The sequence below is a fragment of the Streptomyces sp. NPDC059373 genome (genome assembly GCF_042751495.1).
Lineage (GTDB): Bacteria > Actinomycetota > Actinomycetes > Streptomycetales > Streptomycetaceae > Actinacidiphila.
Window position 1 is genome coordinate 829083 of sequence record NZ_JBHYXC010000001.1, and the last position, 23488, is coordinate 852570.

The window sequence follows — 23488 nt, forward strand, 5'->3', positions numbered from 1 at the left end:
GCCATGGCTGGAGAGACGTCGCCGGAGCGACGGGACCTGAGGGTGTCGCACGAGGACCGGGACCGGACCGTCGAGCAGTTGCGCATCGCCGCGGGTGACGGACGCTTGACCCTGGAAGAGCTGGACGAGCGGCTGGAACGGGCGCTCACCGCACGGACCGGCGGCGAACTCGACGTGCTCGTCACGGACTTGCCCGCAGGGGCGCAGGTCAAGGACCTGGTGCGCATCGAGGTCGACAGGGCCAGCACCAGGCGTGACGGCCGCTGGGTGGTGCCGCGCGCCCTGGAGGTCACGGTGGTCGGCGGCAGCGTGACACTGGACCTCACCGAGGCGGTGATCAGCCGGCCGACGCTGCGGATCGCGGCGGACGTGCGCCACGGAAGTCTGGTGATCGTCACCCGCCCGGGTGTCGAGGTGGATGCCGACGATGTGACGGTGACCGCCGGAAGCGTCGCGGTCCGTACGCCGCGTTCGGCGGACCTGACGACGTCGACCGTGCTGCGCGTCGAGGTGTCCGGCTCCGTACGAAGCGGGGTTCTCGAAGCGCGCCCGGCACGCCCTCCGCGCCGCGGTTTCGTGGCCTGGCTGCTGCGCCGACCGCGCCCTGCTCCGCGCGGTTGACGCAAGCTCGCAGGTCGCAGGTCGCAGGTCGCAGGTCGCAGGTGCGGGCCGGGGCTACTTTTTTGACCCGGCCTCGATGCTCGGAGTGCCCGGCTCCTTGAACTTCTTCCCCGACCGCAGGACGTACGGCACGCTGGTGACCATCACGCCGGGCATGAACAGCAGTCGCGTCTTGAGCCGCAGGGCGCTCTGGTTGTGCAGGATCTGCTCCCACCAGTGCCCGAGGACGTATTCCGGGATGAAGACGGTCACCACGTCGCGCGGGCTGTCCTGCCGCTTGCGGCGTACGTAGTCCAGGACCGGGCGGGAGACCTCCCGGTACGGGGAGTCCAGCACCACCAGCGGTACGTCCAGGTCGTGGGCGTCCCACTCCGCGTGCAGGGCCTCGGTCTCGGAGGCGTCGACGCCGGCCGTGACCGCCTCGATGGTGCTCGGGTGGATCGACTGGGCGTAGCCGACAGCGCGCAGGGTGGGCGCGTGCACCTTGGAGACCAGGACGACGGCGTGATTGCGGGACGGCGGCTCGGGGCGGGCGCCGGGGGCGACCTCCAGTTCCTTGGCGACGCCGTCGTAGTGCCGCTTGATGCCCTTCATCAGCACGAAGAGCAGCGGCATCGCGATGGTGACGATCCACGCGCCGTGCGTGAACTTGGTGACCAGCACGATGATCAGCACGATGCCGGTGATCACCGCGCCGACGGCGTTGATCGCCTGCGAGCGGCGCATGTGACGGCGCGCCGCCCGGTCGGTGGTTCCCTCCAGGTCTCTGTTCCAGTGCCGGACCATGCCGGCCTGGGAGAGGGTGAAGGAGACGAAGACGCCGATGATGTAGAGCTGGATGATCGAGCTGAGGTTGGCGTCGAAGGCGATGATCAGCCCGACCGCGGCCAGCGCCAGCAGGATGATGCCGTTGGAGAAGACCAGCCGGTCCCCCCGGTTATGCAGCTGGCGCGGCAGGTAGCGGTCCTGGGCGAGGATCGAGGTCAGCATCGGGAAGCCGTTGAAGGCCGTGTTCGCGGCCAGGATCAGGATGCCGGCGGTGACGGCCTGGACGTAGTAGAAGAGGAAGCTCACATCACCGAAGGTCGCCTTGGCGATCTGCGCCAGAGCGGTGGGGGTGTCCGCGCCGGCGGGCAGGCCGAGCTCGGTCGGGCTGGCGGCCACATGCACCTTGTAGATGAGTGCGAGCGCGGTGATCCCGGCGAACATCGTGATCGACATGAGGCCCATGATCGCGAGCGACGCGGCGGCGTTCTTGGCCTTCGGCTTCCTGAAGGCGGGAACGCCGTTGCTGAGCGCCTCGACACCGGTCAGCGCCGTACAGCCGGAGGCGAACGCGCGCATGGCCAGCAGGACCAGCGCCAGCCCGGCGTAGGTCGCCGTCTGGTGGATCGGCAGGTGGGCGGACTCGGCGTGGATGGTGTGGCCCATGGCCAGCCGTACGGCCGCGAAGGCGAACATCAGGTAGATCCCCAGCACGAAGCCGTACGTGGGAAACGCGAAGACCCGGCCGGACTCCTTGAGGCCACGCAGGTTCATCACCGTCAGGAGGGTGACGAAGCCGACGCAGATGATCACGGCGTGATGCGACAACGACGGCACCGCCGAGGTGATCGCCGCCACTCCTGCGACCACGGACACGGCCACCGTGAGCACGTAGTCGACCAGCAGGGCGCTGGCAGCAGTCAGCGCGGGCCCCTGGCCGAGGTTCTCCGAGCTGACGACGTACGCCCCGCCGCCGTTCGGGTAGGCCAGGCAGGTCTGCCGGTAGGAGGCGACAACGACCACCAGCAGAACGATGATCGCGGCTGCGACATACCACGCGAGGTGCAGCAGAGCGGTACCGCCGAACGCCAGGATGAGCAGGATCTCCTCGGTGGCGTACGCGACGGACGAAAGCGGGTCGCTGCAGAACACGGGGATGGCGAGCCGCTTCGGCAGCAGCGTCTCCCCCATCTGGGTGGTGCGCAACGGACGGCCGAGCAGCACTTGCTTAGGGAGCGTGGACACGATTTTTTCAGCGTAGGCACGCTTCGGCCCCGGCAGTCCTTCCCATCCGCCGATCAGGCGTTAAGAACCCGTATGAAATCACTCGGTAGCAGCAACGACACCCTTGGTAACGAACACCGCGCACACACTGCGACATGGATATGGACATGGAAGTCGTTTTCATTTAACGTGAATCCGAGCGACCCGGTTCCGAGCGCAAGTGGGGGGGGATCTCTGCCGTGAGCGGCCGGACGACCCGGCAGCGTGCCGCCGTCCTGCGAGTGCTGGCTGGCTGCCAGGACTTCGTCTCGGCGCAGGAGTTGCACGCCCTGCTGACCGCCGACGCGATTCCGATCGGGCTGACCACCGTCTATCGCGCGCTGCGAGAGCTGGAGGTGAACCGCCGCGTCGACGTCGTACGTGATGACACCGGCGAGCGGCTCTACCGCCCCGGATCGGACGCCGGGCACCGCCACTACCTGATCTGCCGCTGTTGCGGCCGGAGTTGGCCGGTGGAGTCCGGCGCGGTGGAGTCGTGGGCCGACCGGACCGGTGCGGACGCGGGATTCGCCGATGTCGAGCACACCGTCGAACTCACCGGTGTCTGTCCCCGCTGCCGTCGAACCGCCGCTGACGAAGGAGAACCGCCATGCCGCTCGGAGCCCGCCCGCCGGGACAGAGCCCGCAGCTGCGGGAGCTGAAGGAGACCGTACGGTGCCTGCTCGCCCTGGACGAGGACACCGCCGTCGTGGTCCGGCAGCTCGCCTGCACCGAGCCCGGCTGCCCGCCCCTGGAGACGGTCGTGGCCGTGCTTCCGATGGACGCCCCGGCGCGCCGATGGACCCTGCACCGCCCCACCGAACAGATCACCGAGGACGACCTGCGGGCCGTCCTGCTCACCCCTACGTCAGATGGAGCCTGCGAATGACCACCCCGGAAGCCATCCCCGGACCCCGCGACGTGGGGGCACCCCCGGGCGAAGTCTGGGGGAGGGTCCCCGTCACCGTACTGACCGGCTTCCTCGGCTCGGGCAAGACGACGCTTCTCAACCGCATCCTCACCGAGCAGCACGGGCTGCGGATCGCCGTCATCGAGAACGAGTTCGGCGAGGTAGGCATCGACGACGCCCTCGTCCTCGACGCCGAGGAAGAGATCTTCGAGATGAACAACGGCTGCATCTGCTGCACCGTACGAGGAGATCTCATCCGCATCCTGGGCGCGCTCATGCACAGGCGCGAGAGGTTCGACCACATCCTCATCGAGACCACTGGCCTGGCCGACCCGGCGCCGGTCGCGCAGACCTTCTTCATGGACGACGAGATCGCCGCCCAGCTGCGACTGGACGCCATCGTCACCCTCGTCGACGCCGCGCATGTCCTGCAGCACCTGGAAGAGGTCAAGCCCGAGGGTGTGGAGAACGAGGCCGTCGAGCAGATCGCCTTCGCCGACCGGGTCGTGCTCAACAAGACCGACCTGGCCGACGAGGCGACCATCGCCGAGGTCACCGCGCGGATCCGCGCGATCAACAGCGGCGTACGGATCATTCCGGCCCGGCAGGCGCAAGTTGACCTCCGGCAGGTGCTGGACGTCGGCGCGTTCGACCTGGAGCGGGTGCTCGCCGACGACCCGTCGTTCCTCACCGACACCGAGCACCAGCACGACACCACCGTCACCTCAGTCGGCATCGACCTGCCCGGCGAGCTCGACGAGGAGCGGCTCAACGACTGGCTGGGCAACCTGCTGCGGAGCAAGGGCGTCGACATCTTCCGTTCCAAGGGCATCCTCGCCATTGCGGGCGCCCCCCGGCAGTACGTCTTCCAGGGCGTACACATGCTGCTGGACGGCGAGTTCGGCCGCGACTGGCGCGACGGCGAGGAACGCCGCAACAAGCTGGTCTTCATCGGCCGCAACCTCGACCGCGAGGACCTGGAGCGCGGCTTCGCCGACTGCCTGGCCACCGCGGGAGCCACCGCATGAGCGTCACCGCCTCCCCCGACGCCGAACTCGCCACCGCCTGGGACATCACCGTCGACGACGCCCCCGTCGCGCTCAGCACCCGCGGCGACCTGACCGCCGTCGCAGGGGCCGACGGCATGGTGTGGGTCCTGGACACCGCCACCGGGGCCGGGATCGACGCCTTCGAACTCCCCGGCGGCGCACTGAGCGTGGCCCTGGCCCCCGACGCCCGGCACCTGGCCGTCACCGGACCCACCGGATACGCGCTGTGGCGCCGCCAGGACGGTCCGGGCGGCCGTACCGTGGTCCGCGAGACCGGCGCCTGGTCGTCGGCCGCCGCCTGGGCCGACAACGAGCGCGTCGCGGTCGCCGGCGGCCGGCGCGCTGTCGTACTCGGCACGGACGGCGAGGAGTTGTGGGCCACCGAACCCGCCCCGAGCACCGTCACCGACTTGGCCTGGCTGCGCGACGGGCGGCGGCTGGCCGTCGCCGCGTACGGAGCCGTGCGCTGCCACGAACGCCACACCGCCGAGCCCGTGGTGACCTATCCCTACCTCGGCTCACACCTGGCTCTGGCCGTGGCGCCGACCGGCCGGTGGATCTGCAGCGGCAACCAGGACGCCTCCATCCACATCTGGCGCACCCGCGACGCCGGTGAACTCACCATGTCCGGCTACCCGGAGAAGGTCTCCCGCCTGGCCTTCGACGACACCGGTTTCTGGCTCGCCGCCGACGGCGCCCCCGACGTGACGGTCTGGGACTTCGCCGGCAAAGGCCCGGCCGGCACCGCACCCCGCTCCCTGCGCTGCCACGAGACCGTCACGGCCCTGGCCTGGCGGCCCGGCGCAGCAGGTCACCTCGCCACCGGCGGCGACGACGGCACCGTCGCGTTGTGGCGGGCGACATCGGGCCGGCCCGAGTCCCGGCTGCGCCCGGTGCGCGAGTTGGAAGGGGACTCGCCCGTGGCGGCACTCGCCTGGGCCGGGCCTCACCTACTGATCGCCGCCCACCGGGACGGCCGCGTACAGGCCCACCAGCTGCCCGCACGGAACACCCTGTGAGCGCTCCTACAGTGACCACCGGCGCCGCCCGCGACCCGGCAGGGACCACGCCTGGCAGCTGGACCGCATCCGTTCCTGGACGAGGCCGTCCACCACATCGAGCATCTGTGGCTCGGGGTTCGGGACCTGCACTGATTCAGTCCAACGCGCGTGACCAACGCGCATCCGCTGTCGTTGGAGGGCCGAATCTGAAATCGGGGGGAGTACGAAGGAGGCGCCATGACCACCGCAGCCCACGCTCCCCACACCGACCACGCCCATGAGCACGGCGACGGCTGCGGCCACGTCGCCGTCCCGCACGCCGACCACGTCGACTACGTCCACGACGGGCACCTGCACCGGGCTCACGCCGACCACATCGACGAGTGCGAGCCCGTAGGCCACACCGTGCACGAGAGCCACGGCCACCAGCACCAGCCCGGCTGCGGCCACGTCGCCGTCCCGCACGGCGACCACATCGACTACGTCCACGACGGCCACCGCCACACCGCGCACGACGGCCACTGGGACGACCACTGACCGCCGGCCTGTCCCGAGCCAGGACGTAGATCGCGATCAGCACACCGCGAACAGGCTCGGATTCACGGTACTCACCTGCCCGTTGCCTCCTCCAGGGCCTTCTCGATGCCCAGGAGCTGCCGTGTCTGCCACGCCTGGAATGAGGCGGCGGGCGGGGTGAGCGTCTCGGTCACCGTGGCGACCGGGATGCCCTGCGCCTTGGCGGCCCGGACCTGGGCCTGCACATCCGGCGTGGAGTTCTGCGTGTTGTAGACGTAGATCTTGATCGCCTTGGCCTTGATCTGCGCCTCGATCGTCGCCTTGTCCTTGGCCGTCGGGTCGGTTCCCTCGCTGATGGCGTCGAGGAAGGACTCGGGGGTGAGCATCTTCAGGCCCAGCCCTTCGGCGAGTGGGGTGACGATCGACTCCGAGGCGCCAATCGGGCTGCTGCCGTACTTCGCCTTGATGTCGGCGATCAGCTTGTTGTACGGCGTGAGGGCCTGGGTCTCGAATTCCGTCTTCCGGGCGTCGAAGTACGCCGCGTCGGCCGGGTCGATCTTCTTGTAGTCGGCCGTGATCCTCTCAATGACCTGGTGGACGTTGACCGGCGAGTACCAGCGATGCGGATTGCCGCCGGCCTTGATGCCGACCAGGTCGCCCACCTTGAGGTCGGTACGGCCAATGGTGGGGCTGGCGGACAGCAGCCTGTCGGCCCAGGCGTCGTAGCCGATGCCGTTCACGATCGCGTACTCGGCGGTGGCCACGGTTCGGCTGTCGGCGGCCGTCGGCTCGTAGTCGTGCGGGTCGGCATTGGGGTTGTTGATGATGCTCTTCACGTCCACGTGGCTGCCACCGAGCTGCGTGGCGATGCTGCCCCAGAAATTCTCGGCGGCCACGACGTGGATCGTCCTGCTCGAGGCCACCTTGCCGGTGGCCGTGGTGCTTGCCGTATCGGAGACGGCGGTGGAGCAGGCACTTGTGGCCGCCAGAGCCGCGACGGCCGCCAGTTCTGCGGGGAGCGTGCGGGCGCGGGACGGGCTGGATGTGGCGGTTCGCATGACGTGGTTCTCCTCAGCAGGGCCGGATGCCGTCCAGTCTAGATGAAAATGATTACCATCATCATAATCGCGTAGGGCGGAGTTGAAAACCCTTGCCAATACTTGACCCACCCACCGCGCCCCCGACTCCATGCGCACCCCCAACCCCCGGTCCACGCTCGCACCTTGAGGTGACGCGATTTGACAGGCGCGCCCCTCCCCGGGAAGCTCCATTTCGGACATGGCATTCATGTTCATTTAAACCTGATGGGACGCCACCACCATGTCGTTGAACGTCGCACCGCAACTCCTGGCCCAGGCCGAACAAGGCGAGGTCCGCGAGGAGGACTTCGTCACCACAGTCCGCGACTCACTCCCCTACGCCTACGACCTCATCGCCGGCCTCGTCGGCGAGTTGGGCGGCGGCAACGCCGAGTTCGCCGACAACCACACACCGCCACCCTCGGAGGCCGAACGCGGCCAACTGCTGCGGGCGCTGGCCAGTGACTCCATCCGCAGCAGCCTGGAGCGCCACTTCGGCGTCACGCTCGCGTTCATGAACTGCCACCGGGTGGCGGCGTTCCGGCCCGGGGCCGAGAACGGGGAGTCGTACGCCAAGTTCACCTCGACACGGTCGCAGATCCTGAACCAGTCGCCCGAATTCCGCGACTGCTGAGCCCGGCGACCCGGACGCTCAGGCGCAGCGCGAGCGCCCGGGCACGCAACCGCAGGCGTCAGCCCCCGTGGTCGACGCGACCTCGACCACGGGGGCCGGGCAACAGGCGTCACCACGCCATGCGTCGCGACCGGTTCGGCCCAGGCCCAGCCGAAGGCGGCGTTGGCGATCAGGCCGACGAGCAGCACGCCGGACAGGTACGTACACAGCAGAGCACGCCTGGAGTCCGCCACCGGCGCAGGCCGTGAGGGACGATGCCGCCGCGGCTCCCTTCATGAACATCCGCAGACCGCCCGAAGGCGGTCCATACGCCTGTCCCTGATCACGACGCGGACGAGGCGCGGTGAGGGCCCGCCCAGTTCGAAGGCGGTACGCCCGCAGCGGGGCGCCGAGCGTCCGGCGTTGCCGCGTCGTGATGAAACCTTTGCGCAACAACACCTGGAGCAGGCGAAACCTTTGCGTAACGCCACCTGGACAGCTTGCCGTAAGCAGTTCAAGACTAAATGACTACACCATACTGTATGCAATTGGCTGTGATCTCTGCCATGAGATCTGGACTGGTTTCTCAGCGCCGACGCGACGGCTTGACGCCGCGCAGGCGCAAGCTCCGGCGCAGGAAGCGGTCACACGATGTCGCCCGCAGTCCAAGGACTGCGAAGGCGGCGGAGGAGCGGGAAGAATCGAACGGAGAAGTGCGATATGGCGCAAACAACGCCAAGGACGACGCATGCGAGTTACCGGGAGATCGTCAACGACACCGGGCGGGTCTTCCGCGTCGGCGAGACCGACAAGCAACTCCTCGGCTATCCGAGGTGGGTCGTCATCATGGCGGCGTGGGTGGTCATGTGCCTGTCCGGACTGGTGGAGTACACGTGGGGCGCGCTGAACGGTTCGCTCGCTTCGGCACACCACTGGGGAACAGCGCCGGTGTTCTGGCTCTTCTCCTTCTTCGTGGCCTTCGAATCGGTTGTCCAGATCGGCTCGGGCTTCCTGCGCAACAAGGGATACCTCCCGGTGAAGTGGGCCGTGATCGTCGGCGGTGTGATCTGCGGGATCCTCGCCTACGGCATCACCGCCTACTCGTCGAGCATCTGGGAGGCATACCTGGGCTACGCCTTCTTCGGCGGCGTCGGCTCGGGGATGGTCTACTCGAGCGCCATCAACATCGTCGCCAAGTGGTATCCGGACAAGAAGGGTTGGCGGACCGGGTTCGTCAACGGCGGCTGGGCCTATGGTTCGGTCCCCTTCATCCTCGCCATCGGCGGCTTCGCCAGCGCGGGCGGCGGGGCCACCCTCTCCGCGACGGCCACCAGGAACTTCATCCTGACGCAGGGCGTCATCATGACCGTAGGGATCTTCCTCTTCGGTCTGCTCATGAAGGACCCGCCGAAGAACTGGTGGCCCTCGGACGTCAATCCGCTTGAGTGGGCGAAGAACAAGCGCTCCGCCCGCGATCTGCGCAGCAACCCGCCCGCGTTCAGCCATTACACCCTGCGGCAGATGTGGTGCACACCCCAGGCCAAATGGCTCGGCATCCAGTACGCCCTCTACATCGGCTGCTCACTGTTCGGCGTGGCCTACTACTACTCCTTCGGTCAGGCGATGCATCTTGGCGCGGTCGCGGCGGTGGGGGGCGCAGCCGGCTTCGCGCTGGCCGACGGCGCAGCCCGGCCTTTCTACGGGCTGCTGTCGGAGTACATCGGGCGCAGGCGCACCATGGCCTACGCCTACTCCGGCAACGTGGTCTTCCAGTTGCTGACCCTGTGGGCGGGTCTCGAGCACCAACCCGTTCTCTTCGCGATATGCGCGGTCATCTCCGGCGGCCTGGCAGGCGCGAACTTCCCTATGACCGCGGCCGCTGTGGCGGATTACTACGGGGAGAACAACAACGCCGTCAATTACGGCTCCGTCTACGCATGGAAGACGCTCGGTGGCAGCTTTGCCGGCGGTCTGGCGGCGCTGATCATGACCGGCACGCTCTACGGCAATGCGCAGTTCCACTGGGAACGAGGTTTCTTCTTCGGAGCCGGCCTCGGCGCGCTCGGGGCGCTCGTCGTCTACTTCAAGTGCAAGCCGCCGACGCGCGAGCAGTGGCAGACGGCCCTCGCCAAGGCGGAAGCGGCCAAGGTGCGCAAGGTTCCGATCGGGCCTGCCGTGGTGTGAACGCGGCGTTCCGTGGGACGGGTCGCGCACGAGTACGCGGCGCGCGACACGCCCAGGTGGCTGCGCACCCGGGTCGAGGCCGAGCGGTTCTTCCACGGCCTCGACCCGGTCGCCGAGGATCCGGGCCGAGGGTACGGCTCCTCACATGCGGGGAGGCTCAGGCGATGATGCGGTACTGGGCCATCATGCAGTCGTCCTCGTGGTCGATGAGGTGGCAGTGCCAGACGTAGCCCTGGAGTTGGTCGCCGCCGTGGGACTCGAACACCGCGTCGGGGTCGAAGCCCAGCTCGTCGGCGGTGGGGAAGCGGATCAGGACGCGGGTGACCATGTTCACCGGGCACAGCACGGTGTCCTTGAGGCCGGACTCCCAGGCTTCCGGGACTTGGCTCTGGCCGGTCAGGTAGCGGTCGGCCGGCGGGGCCCAGCGGTTTCCCATGGGTAGGACCGGGCTGTCCTTGAGGTAGGTCTTGATGTCGAAGGACTGGCGGCCGAGGACGCGCATGTTCACCAGGTGCAGGTGGACGGGGTGGTCCTCGACGGTGGAGTTGACGATCTCCCAGACCTCCGTGCTGCCCTGCTTGGGCTTCTCGATCGGGTCGTCGCCGTAGCAGAGGTTGCTCAGCGCCATGCCGTCGGCCGTCAGCGTCAGGCCCACCACCCTGCGGGTCGGTACCGCCGCGGCCGGCGGCAGGAGAGCGGGCTGGGACGGACCGCCCCGCAGCGTGATCGGCGCGGACTTGGTGAAGCCCCGGCTGGTGGAGACGGTGAAGCGCATGACCCGGGGCAGGGTGTAGGTGCCGCTGGTGGCGGCGATGGAGGGGTTCACCTGCTCGTCGTTGCGCAACTCCACCACGTCGCCGCCGGACAGGGCGGAGAAGTCGATCAGCAGATCGGCCCGCTCGCCGGGCGAGACGTGGATCGACGTGGTGCTGACGCTGCCGTTGAGCAGCCCCTGGTCGTTCCCGATCACCCAGAAGGGCATGCCGTTGGACAGATAAAGGTGGTACGCCCGCCAGTTGGACGCGTTCAGCAGCCGGAACCGGTACAGCCCCCGCGCGACTTCCAGCGTCGGCATCACGACGCCGTTCACCGACATCGTGTCGCCGATCATGGGTCCCCCGAGCGTACCCTCGGGGGTGCTGCGAGTCGTACGGGGATTCAGCGACCCGTCCGCGTTGAAACGGTGATCGGCGACGATCAGCGGAATCTCGTCAGCGCCACTCGGCAGGCCCAGCGGGTTACTCGAGTCGCCGGTATCGAACTCGTCCCGGATCAGGTACATCCCGGCGAGGCCTGCCGGGACGTTCAGCCGGGTGATCCCCATCGCGTGGTCGTGGTACCAAAGCCCCGCCGCCTCCTGCTCGTTGGTGTACTGGTACGTCATGGACTCGCCGGTGCGGAAGGTGTTCTCGGCGTGCCCGTCGAACTCGGGCCGGACGACCGCGCCGTGCAGATGGACCGAGGTGCGGGGCCGGGTGCGGTCCTGCTCGGTCACTCCGTCCAGAGTGGTGTCGATGTCCTTGGCGAAAAGGTGGCCGTTGAGGTCGTTGGTGAAGGTGAGCTTCAGCTTCTCGCCGGACTGGGCCTCGATCGTCGGACCCAGATACGGCTGGCCTCCGAAGGACCAGGTCGGTGCCTTGTCGAGATCGCGGTGGAAGCGGTGGCTGGACCAGGCCATCGACAGGGTCGCGTCGCCGCTCACCACCGGCGGGGTCCACAGGTCGTCGACGTACGGCGTCAGATCGGGCGAGGGGAAGGTGAGTTCGTCCCCCGGGGAGCCCTGGCCCCCAGCCGTGGAGGTCGTCGCCCCCATGGCCTGGGTCACCACCCCGACCGCCCCGGCGGCGCCCAACACCAGGCCCGCGCTCAGCAGTCGACGACGTGAGAGTTTGTGCGACATGGAATCCATTTCGAGTTCATTGGTGGGGGGACGGACGAACAGAGGAAGGCGTCGCAGGGGCTCGCACTGAGCCACATCTGAACCAAGGGCCACTCTGCACATCCGCGAGAACAGAATTGCACACCCGTGAGCAACTATCTACTCACGAGTGTGCAACGTCGAGCCCGAGATGACGATCGGTCATGAAGTGGGCCGTAAGGGCTGGTTGAGCCTGCACCCTCACGCCGTGGGTGCGGTGGTACGGGGCAATGTCCGGGCAGTCCCGCCTACACCGGCAGCGACGTGCGGGGGCGGGGCGGGAATCCGGCGGCGCGGTAGCAGTCGTCGATCAGCGCCATGGTGGCCAGGGCGTCGTCCGCGTCGAGCGTGGGCGGATTGGTTTCGCGTACGGCTGCGGCGAACGCCTCCAGTTGGTACGTGTACGAGGAGCGTCTGCCCAGCTCCTCGACGCGTTCGCCGGCCGGGGTCCGGACGGTGACGCGGTCGTCCAGATGCGGCTGGACGAAGTTGGCCGCGGTGGCCTCGCCCCGGGAGCCCACGAGCCGGTAGGTCATCCGCGTCCGCTCGTACGCCATGTGGCAGCGTGCGGAGCCGGTGGCGCCGCCCGGGAAGGCCAGTTCGGCGTCCAGCCACTCGTCCACGTCCGGTGCCCCCACGCGCCGAGCGCCCCGGGCGGCGACCAGGCGGGGCGGGCCACCGGCGAAGGGGACGAGCATGCGCTGGGCGTGCAGGCTGTAGCAGCCCAGGTCCATCAGGGCGCCGCCGGCCAGGGCCAGCGACCAGCGGGGGTCGGTGGCGGGCGGGGCCGGGATGGCAACCACTGTCTCGACGTGCCGGAGTTCCCCGAGTTCGCCGGAGGCCAGCAGCTCGTGCAGGCGCCTGGTCACCGGGTGGAAGAGATAGTGGAAACCCTCCATGAAGACCGTGCCCGCCTTGGCGGCGGCGTCACGTACCTCGGCGGCCTGCTCCGCGTTGCTCGCGGAGGGTTTCTCGGTGAGGACATGCTTGCCCGCGGCGAGGGCGGCGAGGTTCCACGGCCCGTGCAGGCTGTTGGCGAGGGGGTTGTAGACGGCCTCGACGTCGGGGTCGGCGACCAGATCGGCGTACGAATCGAGGACCCGTTCGACGCCGTGCCGGGCGGCGAAGGACTCGGCGCGGGAGCGGTCGCGGGCGGCCACCGCCACGAGGCGATGGCCGGTCGCGTGGGCCGGTCCGACGATGGACAGTTCCGAGATGCGCGCGGCGCCCAGCACTCCGATGCGCAACGGCTCGGTCCGAACTGTCATGCGGTGCCTACCTCTTCAATCGTCACGGTTCGGTGCTCGCGCAGCGACAGTGTGCACGCCTCGGCGATCCAGCCCGCCTCCAGGGCGTCGGCGACAGTGCAGGGGGACGGGCGGCGTCCGGCGACGACCTCGGTGAAGGCGGTGAGTTCGGCGCGGTAGGCGGCGGCGAAGCGGTCCATGAAGAAGTCGTGCGGGGTGCCTGCCGGGAATGTGACGCCGGGTTCGACGGAGCGTAGGGGGAGCTTGTCCTCCAGGCCCACGGCGATACTGTCGTTGAAGCCGTGCAGCTCGAGCCGGACGTCGTAACCGCGCGCATTGTGGCGGCTGTTGGAGACCACGGCAAGGGTGCCGTCGTCCAGGGTGAGGATCGCGGCGGTGGTGTCGGCGTCGCCCGCCGCGGCGATGTAGTCGGCGCCCCGGTTGCTTCCGGTGGCGTAGACCTCGGTGACCTCGCGGCCGGTGACCCAGCGGATGATGTCGAAGTCGTGGACCGAGCAGTCGCGGAAGATCCCGCCGGAGGCGGCGACGTACGCGGGCGGCGGCGGCGCAGGGTCAAGTGTGGTGGAACGTACGGTGTGCAGCGGGCCCAGCTCGCCGCTGATGACGGCCGCGCGGGCGGCGCCGAACCCGGCGTCGAAGCGGCGGTTGTAGCCGATCTGGATCTCCACGCCGCCGTTCTGGACGGCGTTCAGGATCTCGACGGCCTCCTTCATGGTGCGGGCGACGGGCTTCTCACAGAAGACCGGCACGCCCGCCTCGACGGCGGCGAGGATCAGTCCCGGGTGGGCGTCGGTCGCGGCGGCGATGACGACGCCGTCCACCCCGGCGGCCAGCACCGCCTCCGGCGAGTCCGCCACCTCGGCGCCGAACCGCGCGGCGACGGCCGCCGCGTCCGCGAACGGATCGGTGACGACGAGGGATTCGACCGGGTCCAGCCCGGCCAGCGTCTGCGCGTGGAACGCGCCGATCCTGCCGAGGCCCATGATTCCGATACGCATGGCTGATACGGCTCCTTAGCCCTAGTCGAGTCCGCCGAGGACGTTCTGGTCCCAGTCGATGACCGAGCCGGTGACCACACCGGAGCGGTCGGAGAGAAGCAGGACGACGAAATCGGCGATCTCGTCGGGCTGGCCGAGTCTGCCCATCGGCAGCTCGCGGGCGGCTTCCTCACGCCAGTCGTCCCCCGCGCCGTGGAAGGTGCGCTGGGTCGCTTCCTCGCCCTCGGTCGCGGTCCAGCCGATGTTCAGGCCGTTGATGCGGATCCGGTCCCAGCGGTGGGCATGGGCGGCATTGCGGGTCAGGCCGGCCAGGCCCGCCTTGGCTGCGACGTACGGGGCCAGGAAGGGCTGGCCGCCGTGCTCGGACGAGGTGATGATGTTGACGATCGTGCCGGGTGCCTTCCGCGCCACCATGTCGGCGACGGCCGCCTGCATGGCGAAGAACGGGCCCTTGAGGTTGATCGCGATATGCGCGTCGAACAGCTCCGGAGTGGTGTCCAGCAGCGACCCGCGGGAGGTGAGCCCCGCCGAGTTGACCAGGCAGTCGATGCGGCCGTGCGCGGCGATCACCTGCCCCACGGCGGCCTTCGCCTGTTCGGCGTCGGCCAGGTCGGCCCGTACGAACATGGCCTTGGCACCGGCGCCGGTCCCGGCGGCGGTCAGCTCGGCCACCAGGGCCTCGCCGGGTTCAGGACGTCGTCCGGTGACGGCCACGACGGCGCCCTCGCGCGCGGCAGCACGGGCGACGGCCGCGCCGACGCCCTGGCTGCCGCCGTTGACGAGGACGACTCTGTCCTCAAGAAGTGTCATGAATGATCTTTCTCCTCAGCTCGGCTGTCAGCCCGGCTCTCGGCTCGGCTCTCGCGGCGCTCGGCGCCGGCCCGAAGGGCGGCGCGGAGCGCCTCCGGGGGCCGGCCTTCGCTGACCGCGCGGCGGACGATGTCCGCCTGGGACAGCGGGGCCAGGCCGTCGACCGGCGGGTCGAGGTCGAGGTTGGTGGGGAACGGATAGCCCTCGGCGCAGGCCGAGACCACCGCCTCCAGCCAGTCCCGTCCGGCGCCTTCGGCCTTGCGCTTCAGCAGCACCGGGTAGACCGCGTTCACCATCGCCTCCCGGTTCACCGTCTCCATGGCACGGCCGAAGGCGGAGGAGACCTGGAGCAGGTTCGCCATCCGCTTGATGTCCGCGGAGCGGTTGGTCCCGGCGGCGTGGAAGAGGGCCGGGTTGAAGAACACCGCGTCGCCCTTGGCCAGCGGCAGCTGGATGTGGTTCGCCTCGAAGTACTCGTGGAACTCCGGCAGCCGCCAGGCCAGATAACCGGGCTCGTACTTCTGGGAGTGCGGCAGGTACATCGTCGGGCCGGACTCGACGGGCATGTCGCAGTGGGCGACCGCGCCCTGGAGGGTCAGCACCGGCGAGAGGCGATGGACGTGGGCGGGGTAGGCGGCCGCCACGTCGTTGGGGAGGAAGCCCAGGTGGTAGTCGCGGTGCACGGTCTGGGCGGCGCCGCCCGGGTTGACCACGTTGACCTGCGAGGTGACCTGGTAGCCGGGGCCGAGCCAGGCCGTGGAGACCAGGGCGACGATGTCGTTGGCGTAGTAGTCGGCGAACGCCTCCGGGTCGCGCAGCGCCATCTTCTCCATGGCGTTCCACACCCGGTCGTTCGCGCCGGGCCTGGCGAAGTGGTCGCCCGCCGTCGCGCCCGACGCCCGCTGGTCGGCGATCAGGGCGTTGAACGCGCCGGTGGCCCGGTCCACGACCGCCAGGTCCGGGAAGGCCTGCCGGAAGACCACGATGCCGGGACCGTCGGTAAGTGCCCGGACCAGCTCGGCCTGTACGTCCCGGCGGCCCGCCGGAGTGGCAGCGGCGGCGCGCAGCCGGTGGCTGTCGTACAGCAGGACGTTCCGCTCCGTACGAGCGGCGTACGGGTAGTCGCGCGGGTCGGTGCTCTGCTCGACCAGGGAGCGGAAGGCGTCGAGGTCGCAGTCGTTCTCGGACAGCCATGTCCGGCGGCCTGCGGTGATGAGGGACATCGGTCGTCCTCTCGAGGTTGTCGGCGACGGGTTGATGTCATTCTTGGTAACGGGAACCCCGCAATCAACCACCAGGAAGCCTTCAAAAAGCCCTCAAGGAGGCGCGACGTGCCGTCCCACCCCTACTCGATCAGGGAGATCGCCCGGCAGGCAGGACTGAGCGAGGCCACCGTCGACCGGGTACTGAACAACCGTGGCGGAGTCCGCGAGAGCACCGCACGGGAGGTGCAGCAAGCCATCACCGACCTGCACCGTCAACGGGACCAGATCCGCCTCGGCGGCCGCTCCTTCCTGATCGACATCGTGATGCAGGCACCGGAACGGTTCTCCTCCGCCGTGCAACGCGCGCTGGAAGCGGAACTGCCCGCACTGCACCCGGCCGTCATGCGCTCACGCTTCCACTTCCGCGAGACCGGCCCCGTCAGCGAGCTGGTCGGCACCCTCGACCGGCTCACCAGGAAGCGGCAGTCCCAAGGAGTGATCCTCAAGGCGCCGGACCTCCCCGAGGTCACCGCCGCCGTCGCCCGCCTCACCAATGCCGGCATCCCCGTCGTCACCCTCGTCACCGACCTTCCGGCGAGCAGCCGGCTCGCGTACGTAGGCATCGACAACCGGGCAGCCGGCGCCACCGCCGCGTACCTCGTCGGCCAGTGGCTCGGCGACCGGCCCGGCAATGTGCTCACCAGCCTCAGCAGCGGCTTCTTCCGGGGCGAGGAGGAACGCGAGATGGGCTTCCGCAGCGCCATGCGCACACTGCATCCGCAGCGCACCCTGGTCGAGATCACCGAGGGCCAGGGACTGGACGCCACCCAGCGCGAACTGGTCCTCGACGCTCTCGAACGCGATGCCGACATCCGGGCGGTCTACTCCATCGGCGGCGGCAACATCGCCACCCTGGAGGCGTTCGTGGCCCTGGACCGCGAATGCGCGGTCTTCATCGCACACGACCTCGACCACGACAACACACGCCTGCTCCACCAGCGACGGCTCTCCGCAGTACTCCACCACGACCTCCGCCAGGACATGCGCCGCGCCTGCCAGATCATCATGCAGGCCCACGGCGCCCTGCCCGCCGGCACCGCGTCCTCCCTTCCGTCAGCCATCCAGGTCGTGACCCCGTACAACCTGCCGCCGGAGGCGCCCGGCAGCACGCCGCGACCGGACCGGCCCTAGTGTCCCTCCCGGCCCTAGTGGAACTGGTTGGCCGGTACCCGGAGACCGTAGTGCTCACGGAGGGTCGTGCCTTCGTACTCCTCACGGAACAGGCCCTTGCTGCGCAGGATCGGCAGCACGTGCTCGATGAAGGTCTCCAGGCCCGAGGGCAGGGCGGGCGCCATGATGTTGAATCCGTCCGCGGCACCGCCTTCGAACCATGCGGTGATCGTGTCGGCCACCTGGTCGGGCGTACCGATGAACTCGAAGTGACCGCGTCCGCCCCCGAGTCGCGAGATGACCTGGCGGACCGTCAACTTCTCGCGTACCGCGAGTTCGATGATCAGGTCGGAGCGGCTCTGCGACCCCTCGAGCTTCGGCCGCGCGAGGATGACGTCCGGCAACGGCTCGTCGAGCTCGAACGCGGACGGCTCGGTTTCGAAAACCGCGGCCAGCTGGCGCAGCCCGTACTCCGGCACTCGCAGGTCGTCGAACTGCTTCGCCAGCGCCCGGGCCTCCTCCTCGGTCGACCCGATGTACGGGACGATTCCCGGAAGGACGATGACGCCGTCCGGGTCACGCCCCGCAGCCCTGGTCCGTGCCTTGATGTCGCCGTAGAAGTCGGCCGCGCGCTCGTACGTCTGGTGAGCGGTGAAGATCGCCTCGGCGTGCCGTGCCGCGAAGTCCCTGCCGTCCTCGGAGGATCCGGCCTGGACGAGCAGCGGGTAGCCCTGCGGCGGACGCTCGACGTTGAGGGGGCCGGCCACCGTGAAGTGCGTGCCCCGGTGGTCGAGCTTGTGGAGCCGGGCGGGGTCGGCGTAGCGCCCCGTGGTCCTGTCCGCGACGATGGCCTCGGACTCCCAGCTGTCCCACAGTGCCTTGGCGATGTGCAGGAACTCGTCGGCCCGGGCGTAGCGCCCGGCGTGGTCGGGGATGTTGTCGAGGCCGAAGTTGGCCGCCTCGTCGGCCCCGGCCGAGGTGACGATGTTCCAGCCGGCGCGGCCGGCGCTGACGTGGTCGACCGACGCGAGCCGGCGAGCGAGGTTGTACGGCTCGTTGTACGTCGACGACACGGTCGCGATGAGTCCGATCCTGCTGGTCGCCTGGGACAGAGCGGTCAGCAGCGTCAGCGGCTCGAGCTGACCCGGCGGCCGGAACTCGCCGGTGCCGGTGATCGCCGGGCCGTCCGCGAGGAACAGCGAGTCGAACGTGGCGCTCTCGGCCAGCTGAGCCAGCCTGATCCAGTGCCCCAGGTCGAAGTCGGCCCGTGGATTGCTGTCCGGGAGCCGCCACGATGCCTCGTGGTGGCCCGCCTCCATGAGGAAGGCGTTGAGGTGGAGCCGACGCGGTCTCGCGCTCATGAGTACTCTCCTTTGCGTTCCGAGGAAGCCGACCTGGCTCAGCTGACCTTGAGCTTCGAGCTGTCGTAGCCGGCCGGGAGGAGGTTGTCGGTGATCGTCGAGACGTCGACCGTCTTGGTGATCTGGCCCGCCTCCAGGAAGGCGTCGGCGAGCTTCTGCTCCGCCGCGATGTCCGACTTCTCCACCGGCGTCACCCGGGTCTCGAAGGCGGCCAGGGACGTCTTGGCATCGGCCAGGGGGATGCCCTCCTCCTGGGAGATCGCCAGCGCGTACTTGTCGGGGTGCTTGACGCCCCAGGCGAACTCGTGGGCCAGCCTCTTCAGGACGTCCGTGAGAGCCGCCCGCTTCGTCTTGTCGTTGAGCGACTTCTCACTCGCGACGTAGTAGCTGCTCGTCTGGTCGATCGGCGGGAGACCCTTCGCCAGGATCCGCGCACCGTTCTTGACGGCGATCGCCGACTGCGGGTTCCAGATCGACCAGGCGTCCACCTTGCCGGTGTTGAACGCCGTGGCGCCTGCCGCCGGGTCGAGGAAGACCAGTTTCACGTCCTTGGGGGTGAGGCCGACGCTCTTGAGGGCGTTCAGGGCCAGGCCGTGGGCCGAACTGCCCTGCGGAACGGCGATCTTCTTGCCCTTGAGGTCCGCGAGCGTCTTCAGCTTCGAGCCCTTCGGAACGATGATGTTCTCCGACGACTGGGTGGGCGTGAGCGAGCGATTGACGGCGACGACCTTGAAGCCGTACTCCTTCGCGGCACCGGTGATCGGCGGTACGTCGCCGACACTGCCCAGGTCGATGTCGCCCGACGCGGCAGCCTGCACGAGCGGCGGACCGTAGGTGAACCGGGCGAACTTCACCTTGTAGGACGCGTTGTCGAACACGCCGGTGATCTTCGCCAGGGCCTGGCTGCCGTCGCCGCCGTTGTCGCCGATGGTGAAGGTGTACTTGCTCCACTCGGGGTGACTGGCGGCGCTCGATCCACTGGTGCTCAGCGGCGCGGCGGCCTCCGACGTCGATCCGCACGCGACGAGGGTGCTCCCCAGCGCGAGCAGACCGAGGGTGCCGACGAGTCGGAAGGTTCTCCTGGACATGGGTTCTCACGTGCTTTCTGTGCTGTGGGTGGGAGAAGTCAGTGCTGGTTGGCGAGACCGAGGTCGTACAGCAGCGCGGAGCGGAGCTCCTCACGGGCGACGCTCGCCTCACGGTCTGCGGCCGAGAGCCGGACGAGGTGCGAAGTGCCGATGCGTCCGTTGCTCATGACGACGACGCGGTCCGCCAGCGCGATCGCCTCGTCGACGTCGTGGGTGACGAGCAGCATCGCCGCGTGGTGCTTGCTCCGCAGCGCCCGCACGAGGTCGTGCATGCGCAGCCGCGTGATCGCGTCGAGCGCCGCGAAAGGCTCGTCGAGCAGCACGAGTTCGGGCTCCGAGACCAGTGCACGCGCCAACGACACCCGCTGGGCCTCGCCACCGGAGAGTTCCCTGGGCCATGCCTTCTCGCGGCCCGAGAGTCCGACCTCGGCGAGCACGTCGCGGGCCCGCTGCTCCGCGTCCGGTCCGCGCAGGCCGAGGGTGACGTTGCGCAGAACCCTCTGCCACGGCAGTAGCCGGTCGCCCTGGAAGACGATCGCGCGCTTCGCCGGGACCTCCACCCGCCCTCCGTCGGGCCGGTCGAGACCGGCGAGCAGTCTCAGCAGGGTGCTCTTGCCGCAGCCGGAGGGACCCAGCAGGACCACCAGTTCCTCGTCGGCGATGGTGAGGTCCAGGTGGTCGAGGACGACCCGGTCACCGAACTGGCGGACGACCTTCTCGACGACGGCCCCGGACTGCTTGCGGGGCTGCGTGCTCTGCGTCGCAACCGTGGCGCTCATGCTGCCTCATAACTGGGGCGCCACCGCAGCAGCACCCGCTCGAGAACCCGGACGAACTGGTCGGCGAGCAGACCGAGGAGCGAGTAGATCACCAGCCCCACGAAGACCTGGTTGGTCTGGAGGTAGGTCTGCCCTTGAGTGATGAGGAAGCCGAGCCCCTTGTCCGCGTTGACCGTCTCCGCGGCGACGAGGCCCAGAACGCTGTACGCGAGCGAGAACCGGAGGCCGACCAGGAACCCCGGCAGGGATCCGGGCACCAGCACCCGCGTCACCAGGCGCCAGGTGCCCGCGCCGGTCGTCCGCGTCATCTCGATCAGACGCTGGTCGACACCCCGGATCGCGGCGAACAGATTGAGGTACATCGGGACGCCGGCACCGAACGAGATCAGGAGCACCTTGGTGAGCTCGTCGATACCGAACCACACGATCATCAGCGGCAGCACCGCCAGCAGCGGGATCGTGTTCAGGACCTGCACGACGCCGTTGAACAGATACTCGCCGCTGCGCAGCAGACCGCCGAGCACCCCGGTGACGATGCCCACCGTCAGACCGAGCGCGAGACCGATGCCGGCCCGTTGCAGCGAGATCGCCAAGTCCGGCCCGAGCACGCCCTGCTGCCACAGATCGACGGTGGACTTCACGATGGAGGTCGGTGCCGGCGCGTAGGTCGGCGACAGCACCCCGGCCTTGGAGAGGATCTCCCAGGCGATGAGGATCACGACCGGCGTCGTGTAGACCCCGAGCGGCCAGCGCAGGCGCTTGCGCAGAGTGCCCAGCAGCGTCTGGCGGCGGGTGTCGCTCGGCAGGAAGACCTCGCGCGCCGGCGCGCTCGTCGTCTCGGCAGCCGGCGGCGTGACGGCCGGCGCCGCGAGGCGGATCTCGGTCATGCCGCCACCTCCAGGACGCTGGTGTAGTGCGAGGCGTCACCGACGAGCTGCTCGCTGCGGCGGCCGTCGACGCCGACCGGCACGTCTCCCGCAACCGTCACCCGGTTGAGGCGACGCGGGTGGTCGTCGTAGTTGTCGATCGCGTAGTGCTGGGTGATCCGGTTGTCGAAGATCAGCAGCTGGCCGGGGGACCAGGTCCAGCGCAGGATGTTCTCCGGACGCGTCACGTACGACTGGAAGATGCGCAGCAGCTCGGCCGATTCGCTGCTCGACAGGCCGACGATCCGCTTGGCGAAACCGCCGATGAACAGCCCTCGCTCGCCCGTCAGCGGATGCACCCGCACGACCGGGTGCTCTGTCTCGTACGGCGTCGAGACGAAGACCCGGTCGTACTCCTTCCGCAGTTCCGTCGTGGCCGGAGGGCTCGCGTAGTCGTACTGGTTGGTGTGTACGACGCGCAGCGAGTCCGCCAGCGCGCGGAGCGGCTCGGGCAGGTCGCGGTAGGCCGCGGCCGCGTTGGCGATGAGCGTCTCGCCGCCGTACGGGGTGGTCACGATGGACCGGAGCGTGCTGACCTGCGGCGGGTTGACCACGAAGGTGACGTCCGTGTGCCACTCGTTCGCCTTGGACGTCTCACTGTCGACGGCGAGCACGTTCGTCGTACCGTCGGCGGCCGGCACGTTCGGGTGGGCGATGGTGAGCTCGCCGAACCACCCGGCCACGCGCTCCTGACCGGCGTTGTCGAGGTTCACGTTGTCGAACACGATCGCCTTGTGCTCGTTGAGGGCGTCACGCAGCGCCGTGATCGTCGAGGGGTCAGGCTGCGCAGTGAGGTCGACGCCCTCGACGACCGCGCCGATGCGACCGGTGAGCTTGCGGATGGACGGAGACATGAGGAGGGTCCCTCTCGAGGAATGGGGCGCACTGCCGCGTGCTGAGAGTTGGAGTGAACGGGTGATGGGCGCGGACGAACGGCCGCAGCGTCAGTAGCCGGTCCGGAAGCGATATTTCGGCGACCGAGAACCACGCGCGGAGCGCCCGAAGTAGGTGAAGCCACGGGGACAAGGTCGTGCGACCACCTCGGTCAGCGGATGCTGCCCAACCGCATCTGAGGGAACGTCGCTTCTTCGGCCTCAAGCCGGTCGACGACGCCACGTGTCTTCGACGACCGCGTCAGCCAAAGACCAAGGAGGAGGCGGTCAAGAGGGTGGGTACGCCGGTCCCGCGGGGAGGCACCGATGTACGGGCGGCTTCGCGCCGCTTCGCCCGGACGTACGCCTTCAGCGCACGCCGACCGCTTACCGGGTCAGCGACAACAGGACATGCTGGACACGTGCGCCAGATCGATGTGGCGCCGCCGAGTCAGGTCCACGCGCGGGTTCATGGAACGTGAGTTGAGCAGACGTGCACCTGTTCGGTCAAGAAGTTCCGAACTGATCCCGCATTGCGGACATCGGAACTTCTCCGTCTCCTCGGAATGGAGCCGCGGGGACCACCGGGCCGCCTCACACCAGGTCGCGGCTCGCGTGCTGCGACCTCGTCCTCCGGTCGCCGCCGCGTCAACACCCGATGACGGTCAGCTTACGAAACGCTTTCGGAAACACACCGGTGACATGGCGGCGCCGCGTCCCAATACTGTCCCCGTCCAGCTCAAGTCTCATTCCGCGTCTGCGGCAAGTGCCTCGCCGCGAACGGTGACGGCACCACCGCGGGCACCAAGCTCATCCTCTGGACCTGCAACGGCAAGCCCAGCCAGAAGTGGTGGTTCCGCGTGGACGGCACCATCGCCAACCGCTCCAACGGTCTCGCCATCGACGTCACCAGTTGGGGGACGGCCAACGGATCGAAGGTGCGACTGTGGACGGGCCTCGGTAACGCCACCCAGACGTGGACCCGAAGCTAGTCCCGACCAGCGGGGTGGGGGGGGGGGGGGGGGCGGGCCCCCCCCCCCCCCCCCCGCGAGGCGGCGCCGCGGGGTTTGGGGGTGTATAGCAGGAACTATA

General features: G+C 68.9%; 21 protein-coding genes and 3 pseudogenes. 11 read left to right on the forward strand and 13 right to left on the reverse strand.

What is annotated here, in order from left to right; translation table 11 throughout:
* Positions 1 to 3: 3 nt before the first annotated feature.
* The gene (locus ACFXJ5_RS03850; protein ID WP_384626336.1) at positions 4 to 621 is read left to right on the forward strand and encodes a DUF1707 domain-containing protein; all 618 of its coding nucleotides are present in this window, start codon (positions 4 to 6) and stop codon (positions 619 to 621) included.
* Positions 622 to 675: 54 nt separating this feature from the next.
* On the opposite strand, the gene ACFXJ5_RS03855 is transcribed toward ACFXJ5_RS03850, so the two are convergent.
* Positions 676 to 2631, reverse strand: a complete 1956-nt coding sequence (locus ACFXJ5_RS03855; RefSeq protein ID WP_384626338.1) for an APC family permease — start codon at positions 2629 to 2631, stop codon at positions 676 to 678.
* A 218-nt stretch (positions 2632 to 2849) separates the two neighbouring features.
* On the opposite strand from ACFXJ5_RS03855, the gene ACFXJ5_RS03860 reads away from it, so the two are divergent.
* The 5 genes from ACFXJ5_RS03860 to ACFXJ5_RS03880 all read left to right on the forward strand — a co-directional run bounded on the left by ACFXJ5_RS03860 (position 2850) and on the right by ACFXJ5_RS03880 (position 6146).
* Positions 2850 to 3311 (forward strand): Fur family transcriptional regulator, encoded by a 462-nt coding sequence (locus tag ACFXJ5_RS03860; protein WP_384626339.1) that lies wholly within the window; start codon positions 2850 to 2852, stop codon positions 3309 to 3311.
* Complete coding sequence (locus ACFXJ5_RS03865) at positions 3260 to 3538, forward strand: hypothetical protein (protein WP_384626341.1); 279 nt, start codon at positions 3260 to 3262, stop codon at positions 3536 to 3538. Before ACFXJ5_RS03860 ends, ACFXJ5_RS03865 begins: the two co-directional genes overlap by 52 nt.
* On the forward strand, positions 3535 to 4587 hold the full coding sequence (locus ACFXJ5_RS03870; RefSeq protein ID WP_384626342.1) for a CobW family GTP-binding protein: 1053 nt from the start codon (positions 3535 to 3537) through the stop codon (positions 4585 to 4587). The genes ACFXJ5_RS03865 and ACFXJ5_RS03870 overlap by 4 nt, the downstream gene beginning before the upstream one ends.
* Positions 4584 to 5627: a WD40 repeat domain-containing protein gene (locus tag ACFXJ5_RS03875; protein ID WP_384626345.1), complete on the forward strand. Its 1044-nt coding sequence runs from the start codon at positions 4584 to 4586 to the stop codon at positions 5625 to 5627. Before ACFXJ5_RS03870 ends, ACFXJ5_RS03875 begins: the two co-directional genes overlap by 4 nt.
* Before the next feature lie 219 nt (positions 5628 to 5846).
* Entirely contained in the window at positions 5847 to 6146 is a 300-nt protein-coding gene (locus ACFXJ5_RS03880; RefSeq protein ID WP_384626346.1) for a hypothetical protein, read from the forward strand.
* Between the two features lie 71 nt (positions 6147 to 6217).
* Here ACFXJ5_RS03880 and ACFXJ5_RS03885 read toward each other — a convergent pair whose 3' ends face one another.
* The gene (locus ACFXJ5_RS03885) at positions 6218 to 7183 is read right to left on the reverse strand and encodes a metal ABC transporter solute-binding protein, Zn/Mn family (protein WP_384626348.1); all 966 of its coding nucleotides are present in this window, start codon (positions 7181 to 7183) and stop codon (positions 6218 to 6220) included.
* A 262-nt stretch (positions 7184 to 7445) separates the two neighbouring features.
* On the opposite strand from ACFXJ5_RS03885, the gene ACFXJ5_RS03890 reads away from it, so the two are divergent.
* Entirely contained in the window at positions 7446 to 7838 is a 393-nt protein-coding gene (locus ACFXJ5_RS03890) for an SCO5389 family protein (protein WP_384626350.1), read from the forward strand.
* Between the two features lie 18 nt (positions 7839 to 7856).
* On the opposite strand, the pseudogene ACFXJ5_RS03895 reads toward ACFXJ5_RS03890, so the two are convergent.
* Positions 7857 to 8071, reverse strand: a pseudogene (locus ACFXJ5_RS03895) (cation transporter); the annotation flags it as partial.
* A 466-nt stretch (positions 8072 to 8537) separates the two neighbouring features.
* Here ACFXJ5_RS03895 and ACFXJ5_RS03900 point away from each other — a divergent pair.
* A complete protein-coding gene (locus ACFXJ5_RS03900) occupies positions 8538 to 10001 on the forward strand; it encodes an MFS transporter (RefSeq protein ID WP_384626353.1) in 1464 nt (487 codons plus the stop codon).
* A 12-nt stretch (positions 10002 to 10013) separates the two neighbouring features.
* Positions 10014 to 10127: pseudogene (locus ACFXJ5_RS03905) on the forward strand (SAM-dependent methyltransferase); the annotation flags it as partial.
* 31 nt (positions 10128 to 10158) lie between these two features.
* On the opposite strand, the gene ACFXJ5_RS03910 reads toward ACFXJ5_RS03905, so the two are convergent.
* From ACFXJ5_RS03910 to ACFXJ5_RS03930, 5 genes are all read right to left on the reverse strand, one after another.
* The gene (locus ACFXJ5_RS03910; RefSeq protein WP_384626354.1) at positions 10159 to 11901 is read right to left on the reverse strand and encodes a multicopper oxidase family protein; all 1743 of its coding nucleotides are present in this window, start codon (positions 11899 to 11901) and stop codon (positions 10159 to 10161) included.
* A 266-nt stretch (positions 11902 to 12167) separates the two neighbouring features.
* Positions 12168 to 13187, reverse strand: coding sequence for a Gfo/Idh/MocA family protein (locus ACFXJ5_RS03915; RefSeq protein ID WP_384626356.1), 1020 nt, complete (start codon positions 13185 to 13187; stop codon positions 12168 to 12170).
* Entirely contained in the window at positions 13184 to 14185 is a 1002-nt protein-coding gene (locus ACFXJ5_RS03920) for a Gfo/Idh/MocA family protein (RefSeq protein ID WP_384626358.1), read from the reverse strand. The genes ACFXJ5_RS03915 and ACFXJ5_RS03920 overlap by 4 nt, the downstream gene beginning before the upstream one ends.
* A gap of 21 nt (positions 14186 to 14206) precedes the next feature.
* Positions 14207 to 14995, reverse strand: a complete 789-nt coding sequence (locus tag ACFXJ5_RS03925; protein WP_384626360.1) for an SDR family oxidoreductase — start codon at positions 14993 to 14995, stop codon at positions 14207 to 14209.
* Positions 14992 to 16218, reverse strand: coding sequence for a phytanoyl-CoA dioxygenase family protein (locus ACFXJ5_RS03930; protein ID WP_384626363.1), 1227 nt, complete (start codon positions 16216 to 16218; stop codon positions 14992 to 14994). The genes ACFXJ5_RS03925 and ACFXJ5_RS03930 overlap by 4 nt, the downstream gene beginning before the upstream one ends.
* Before the next feature lie 108 nt (positions 16219 to 16326).
* On the opposite strand from ACFXJ5_RS03930, the gene ACFXJ5_RS03935 reads away from it, so the two are divergent.
* Positions 16327 to 17391 carry a LacI family DNA-binding transcriptional regulator gene (locus ACFXJ5_RS03935; RefSeq protein ID WP_384626366.1) on the forward strand — a complete coding sequence of 355 codons (1065 nt, stop codon included), beginning with the start codon at positions 16327 to 16329 and terminating at the stop codon, positions 17389 to 17391.
* A 14-nt stretch (positions 17392 to 17405) separates the two neighbouring features.
* Here the strand turns inward: ACFXJ5_RS03935 and ACFXJ5_RS03940 are convergent, their stop codons facing one another.
* The 5 genes from ACFXJ5_RS03940 to ACFXJ5_RS03960 are packed head-to-tail and all read right to left on the reverse strand — an operon-like array spanning position 17406 to position 22378.
* Entirely contained in the window at positions 17406 to 18731 is a 1326-nt protein-coding gene (locus tag ACFXJ5_RS03940; RefSeq protein ID WP_384626368.1) for an LLM class flavin-dependent oxidoreductase, read from the reverse strand.
* Positions 18732 to 18769: 38 nt separating this feature from the next.
* A complete protein-coding gene (locus ACFXJ5_RS03945) occupies positions 18770 to 19819 on the reverse strand; it encodes an aliphatic sulfonate ABC transporter substrate-binding protein (protein ID WP_384626370.1) in 1050 nt (349 codons plus the stop codon).
* Between the two features lie 38 nt (positions 19820 to 19857).
* On the reverse strand, positions 19858 to 20598 hold the full coding sequence (locus ACFXJ5_RS03950; RefSeq protein ID WP_384626373.1) for an ABC transporter ATP-binding protein: 741 nt from the start codon (positions 20596 to 20598) through the stop codon (positions 19858 to 19860).
* Positions 20595 to 21485: an ABC transporter permease gene (locus ACFXJ5_RS03955; protein WP_384626376.1), complete on the reverse strand. Its 891-nt coding sequence runs from the start codon at positions 21483 to 21485 to the stop codon at positions 20595 to 20597. Before ACFXJ5_RS03955 ends, ACFXJ5_RS03950 begins: the two co-directional genes overlap by 4 nt.
* Positions 21482 to 22378, reverse strand: coding sequence for a TauD/TfdA dioxygenase family protein (locus tag ACFXJ5_RS03960; RefSeq protein ID WP_384626378.1), 897 nt, complete (start codon positions 22376 to 22378; stop codon positions 21482 to 21484). Before ACFXJ5_RS03960 ends, ACFXJ5_RS03955 begins: the two co-directional genes overlap by 4 nt.
* A gap of 776 nt (positions 22379 to 23154) precedes the next feature.
* Between ACFXJ5_RS03960 and ACFXJ5_RS03965 the strand changes: the two are divergent.
* Positions 23155 to 23388 (forward strand): annotated as a pseudogene (locus tag ACFXJ5_RS03965) (RICIN domain-containing protein); the annotation flags it as partial.
* Positions 23389 to 23488 lie beyond the last annotated feature (100 nt).

Bases quoted from the DNA above. Each gene is read 5' to 3' on its own strand.
- ACFXJ5_RS03850 (WP_384626336.1), top strand. From the start codon at position 4: ATGGCTGGAGAGACGTCGCCGGAGCGACGGGACCTGAGGGTGTCGCAC.
- ACFXJ5_RS03865 (WP_384626341.1), top strand. From the start codon at position 3,260: ATGCCGCTCGGAGCCCGCCCGCCGGGACAGAGCCCGCAGCTGCGGGAG.
- ACFXJ5_RS03870 (WP_384626342.1), top strand. From the start codon at position 3,535: ATGACCACCCCGGAAGCCATCCCCGGACCCCGCGACGTGGGGGCACCC.
- ACFXJ5_RS03875 (WP_384626345.1), top strand. From the start codon at position 4,584: ATGAGCGTCACCGCCTCCCCCGACGCCGAACTCGCCACCGCCTGGGAC.
- ACFXJ5_RS03880 (WP_384626346.1), top strand. From the start codon at position 5,847: ATGACCACCGCAGCCCACGCTCCCCACACCGACCACGCCCATGAGCAC.
- ACFXJ5_RS03885 (WP_384626348.1), bottom strand. From the start codon at position 7,183: ATGCGAACCGCCACATCCAGCCCGTCCCGCGCCCGCACGCTCCCCGCA.
- ACFXJ5_RS03890 (WP_384626350.1), top strand. From the start codon at position 7,446: ATGTCGTTGAACGTCGCACCGCAACTCCTGGCCCAGGCCGAACAAGGC.
- ACFXJ5_RS03900 (WP_384626353.1), top strand. From the start codon at position 8,538: ATGGCGCAAACAACGCCAAGGACGACGCATGCGAGTTACCGGGAGATC.
- ACFXJ5_RS03910 (WP_384626354.1), bottom strand. From the start codon at position 11,901: ATGTCGCACAAACTCTCACGTCGTCGACTGCTGAGCGCGGGCCTGGTG.
- ACFXJ5_RS03915 (WP_384626356.1), bottom strand. From the start codon at position 13,187: ATGACAGTTCGGACCGAGCCGTTGCGCATCGGAGTGCTGGGCGCCGCG.
- ACFXJ5_RS03920 (WP_384626358.1), bottom strand. From the start codon at position 14,185: ATGCGTATCGGAATCATGGGCCTCGGCAGGATCGGCGCGTTCCACGCG.
- ACFXJ5_RS03925 (WP_384626360.1), bottom strand. From the start codon at position 14,995: ATGACACTTCTTGAGGACAGAGTCGTCCTCGTCAACGGCGGCAGCCAG.
- ACFXJ5_RS03930 (WP_384626363.1), bottom strand. From the start codon at position 16,218: ATGTCCCTCATCACCGCAGGCCGCCGGACATGGCTGTCCGAGAACGAC.
- ACFXJ5_RS03940 (WP_384626368.1), bottom strand. From the start codon at position 18,731: ATGAGCGCGAGACCGCGTCGGCTCCACCTCAACGCCTTCCTCATGGAG.
- ACFXJ5_RS03945 (WP_384626370.1), bottom strand. From the start codon at position 19,819: ATGTCCAGGAGAACCTTCCGACTCGTCGGCACCCTCGGTCTGCTCGCG.
- ACFXJ5_RS03950 (WP_384626373.1), bottom strand. From the start codon at position 20,598: ATGAGCGCCACGGTTGCGACGCAGAGCACGCAGCCCCGCAAGCAGTCC.
- ACFXJ5_RS03955 (WP_384626376.1), bottom strand. From the start codon at position 21,485: ATGACCGAGATCCGCCTCGCGGCGCCGGCCGTCACGCCGCCGGCTGCC.
- ACFXJ5_RS03960 (WP_384626378.1), bottom strand. From the start codon at position 22,378: ATGTCTCCGTCCATCCGCAAGCTCACCGGTCGCATCGGCGCGGTCGTC.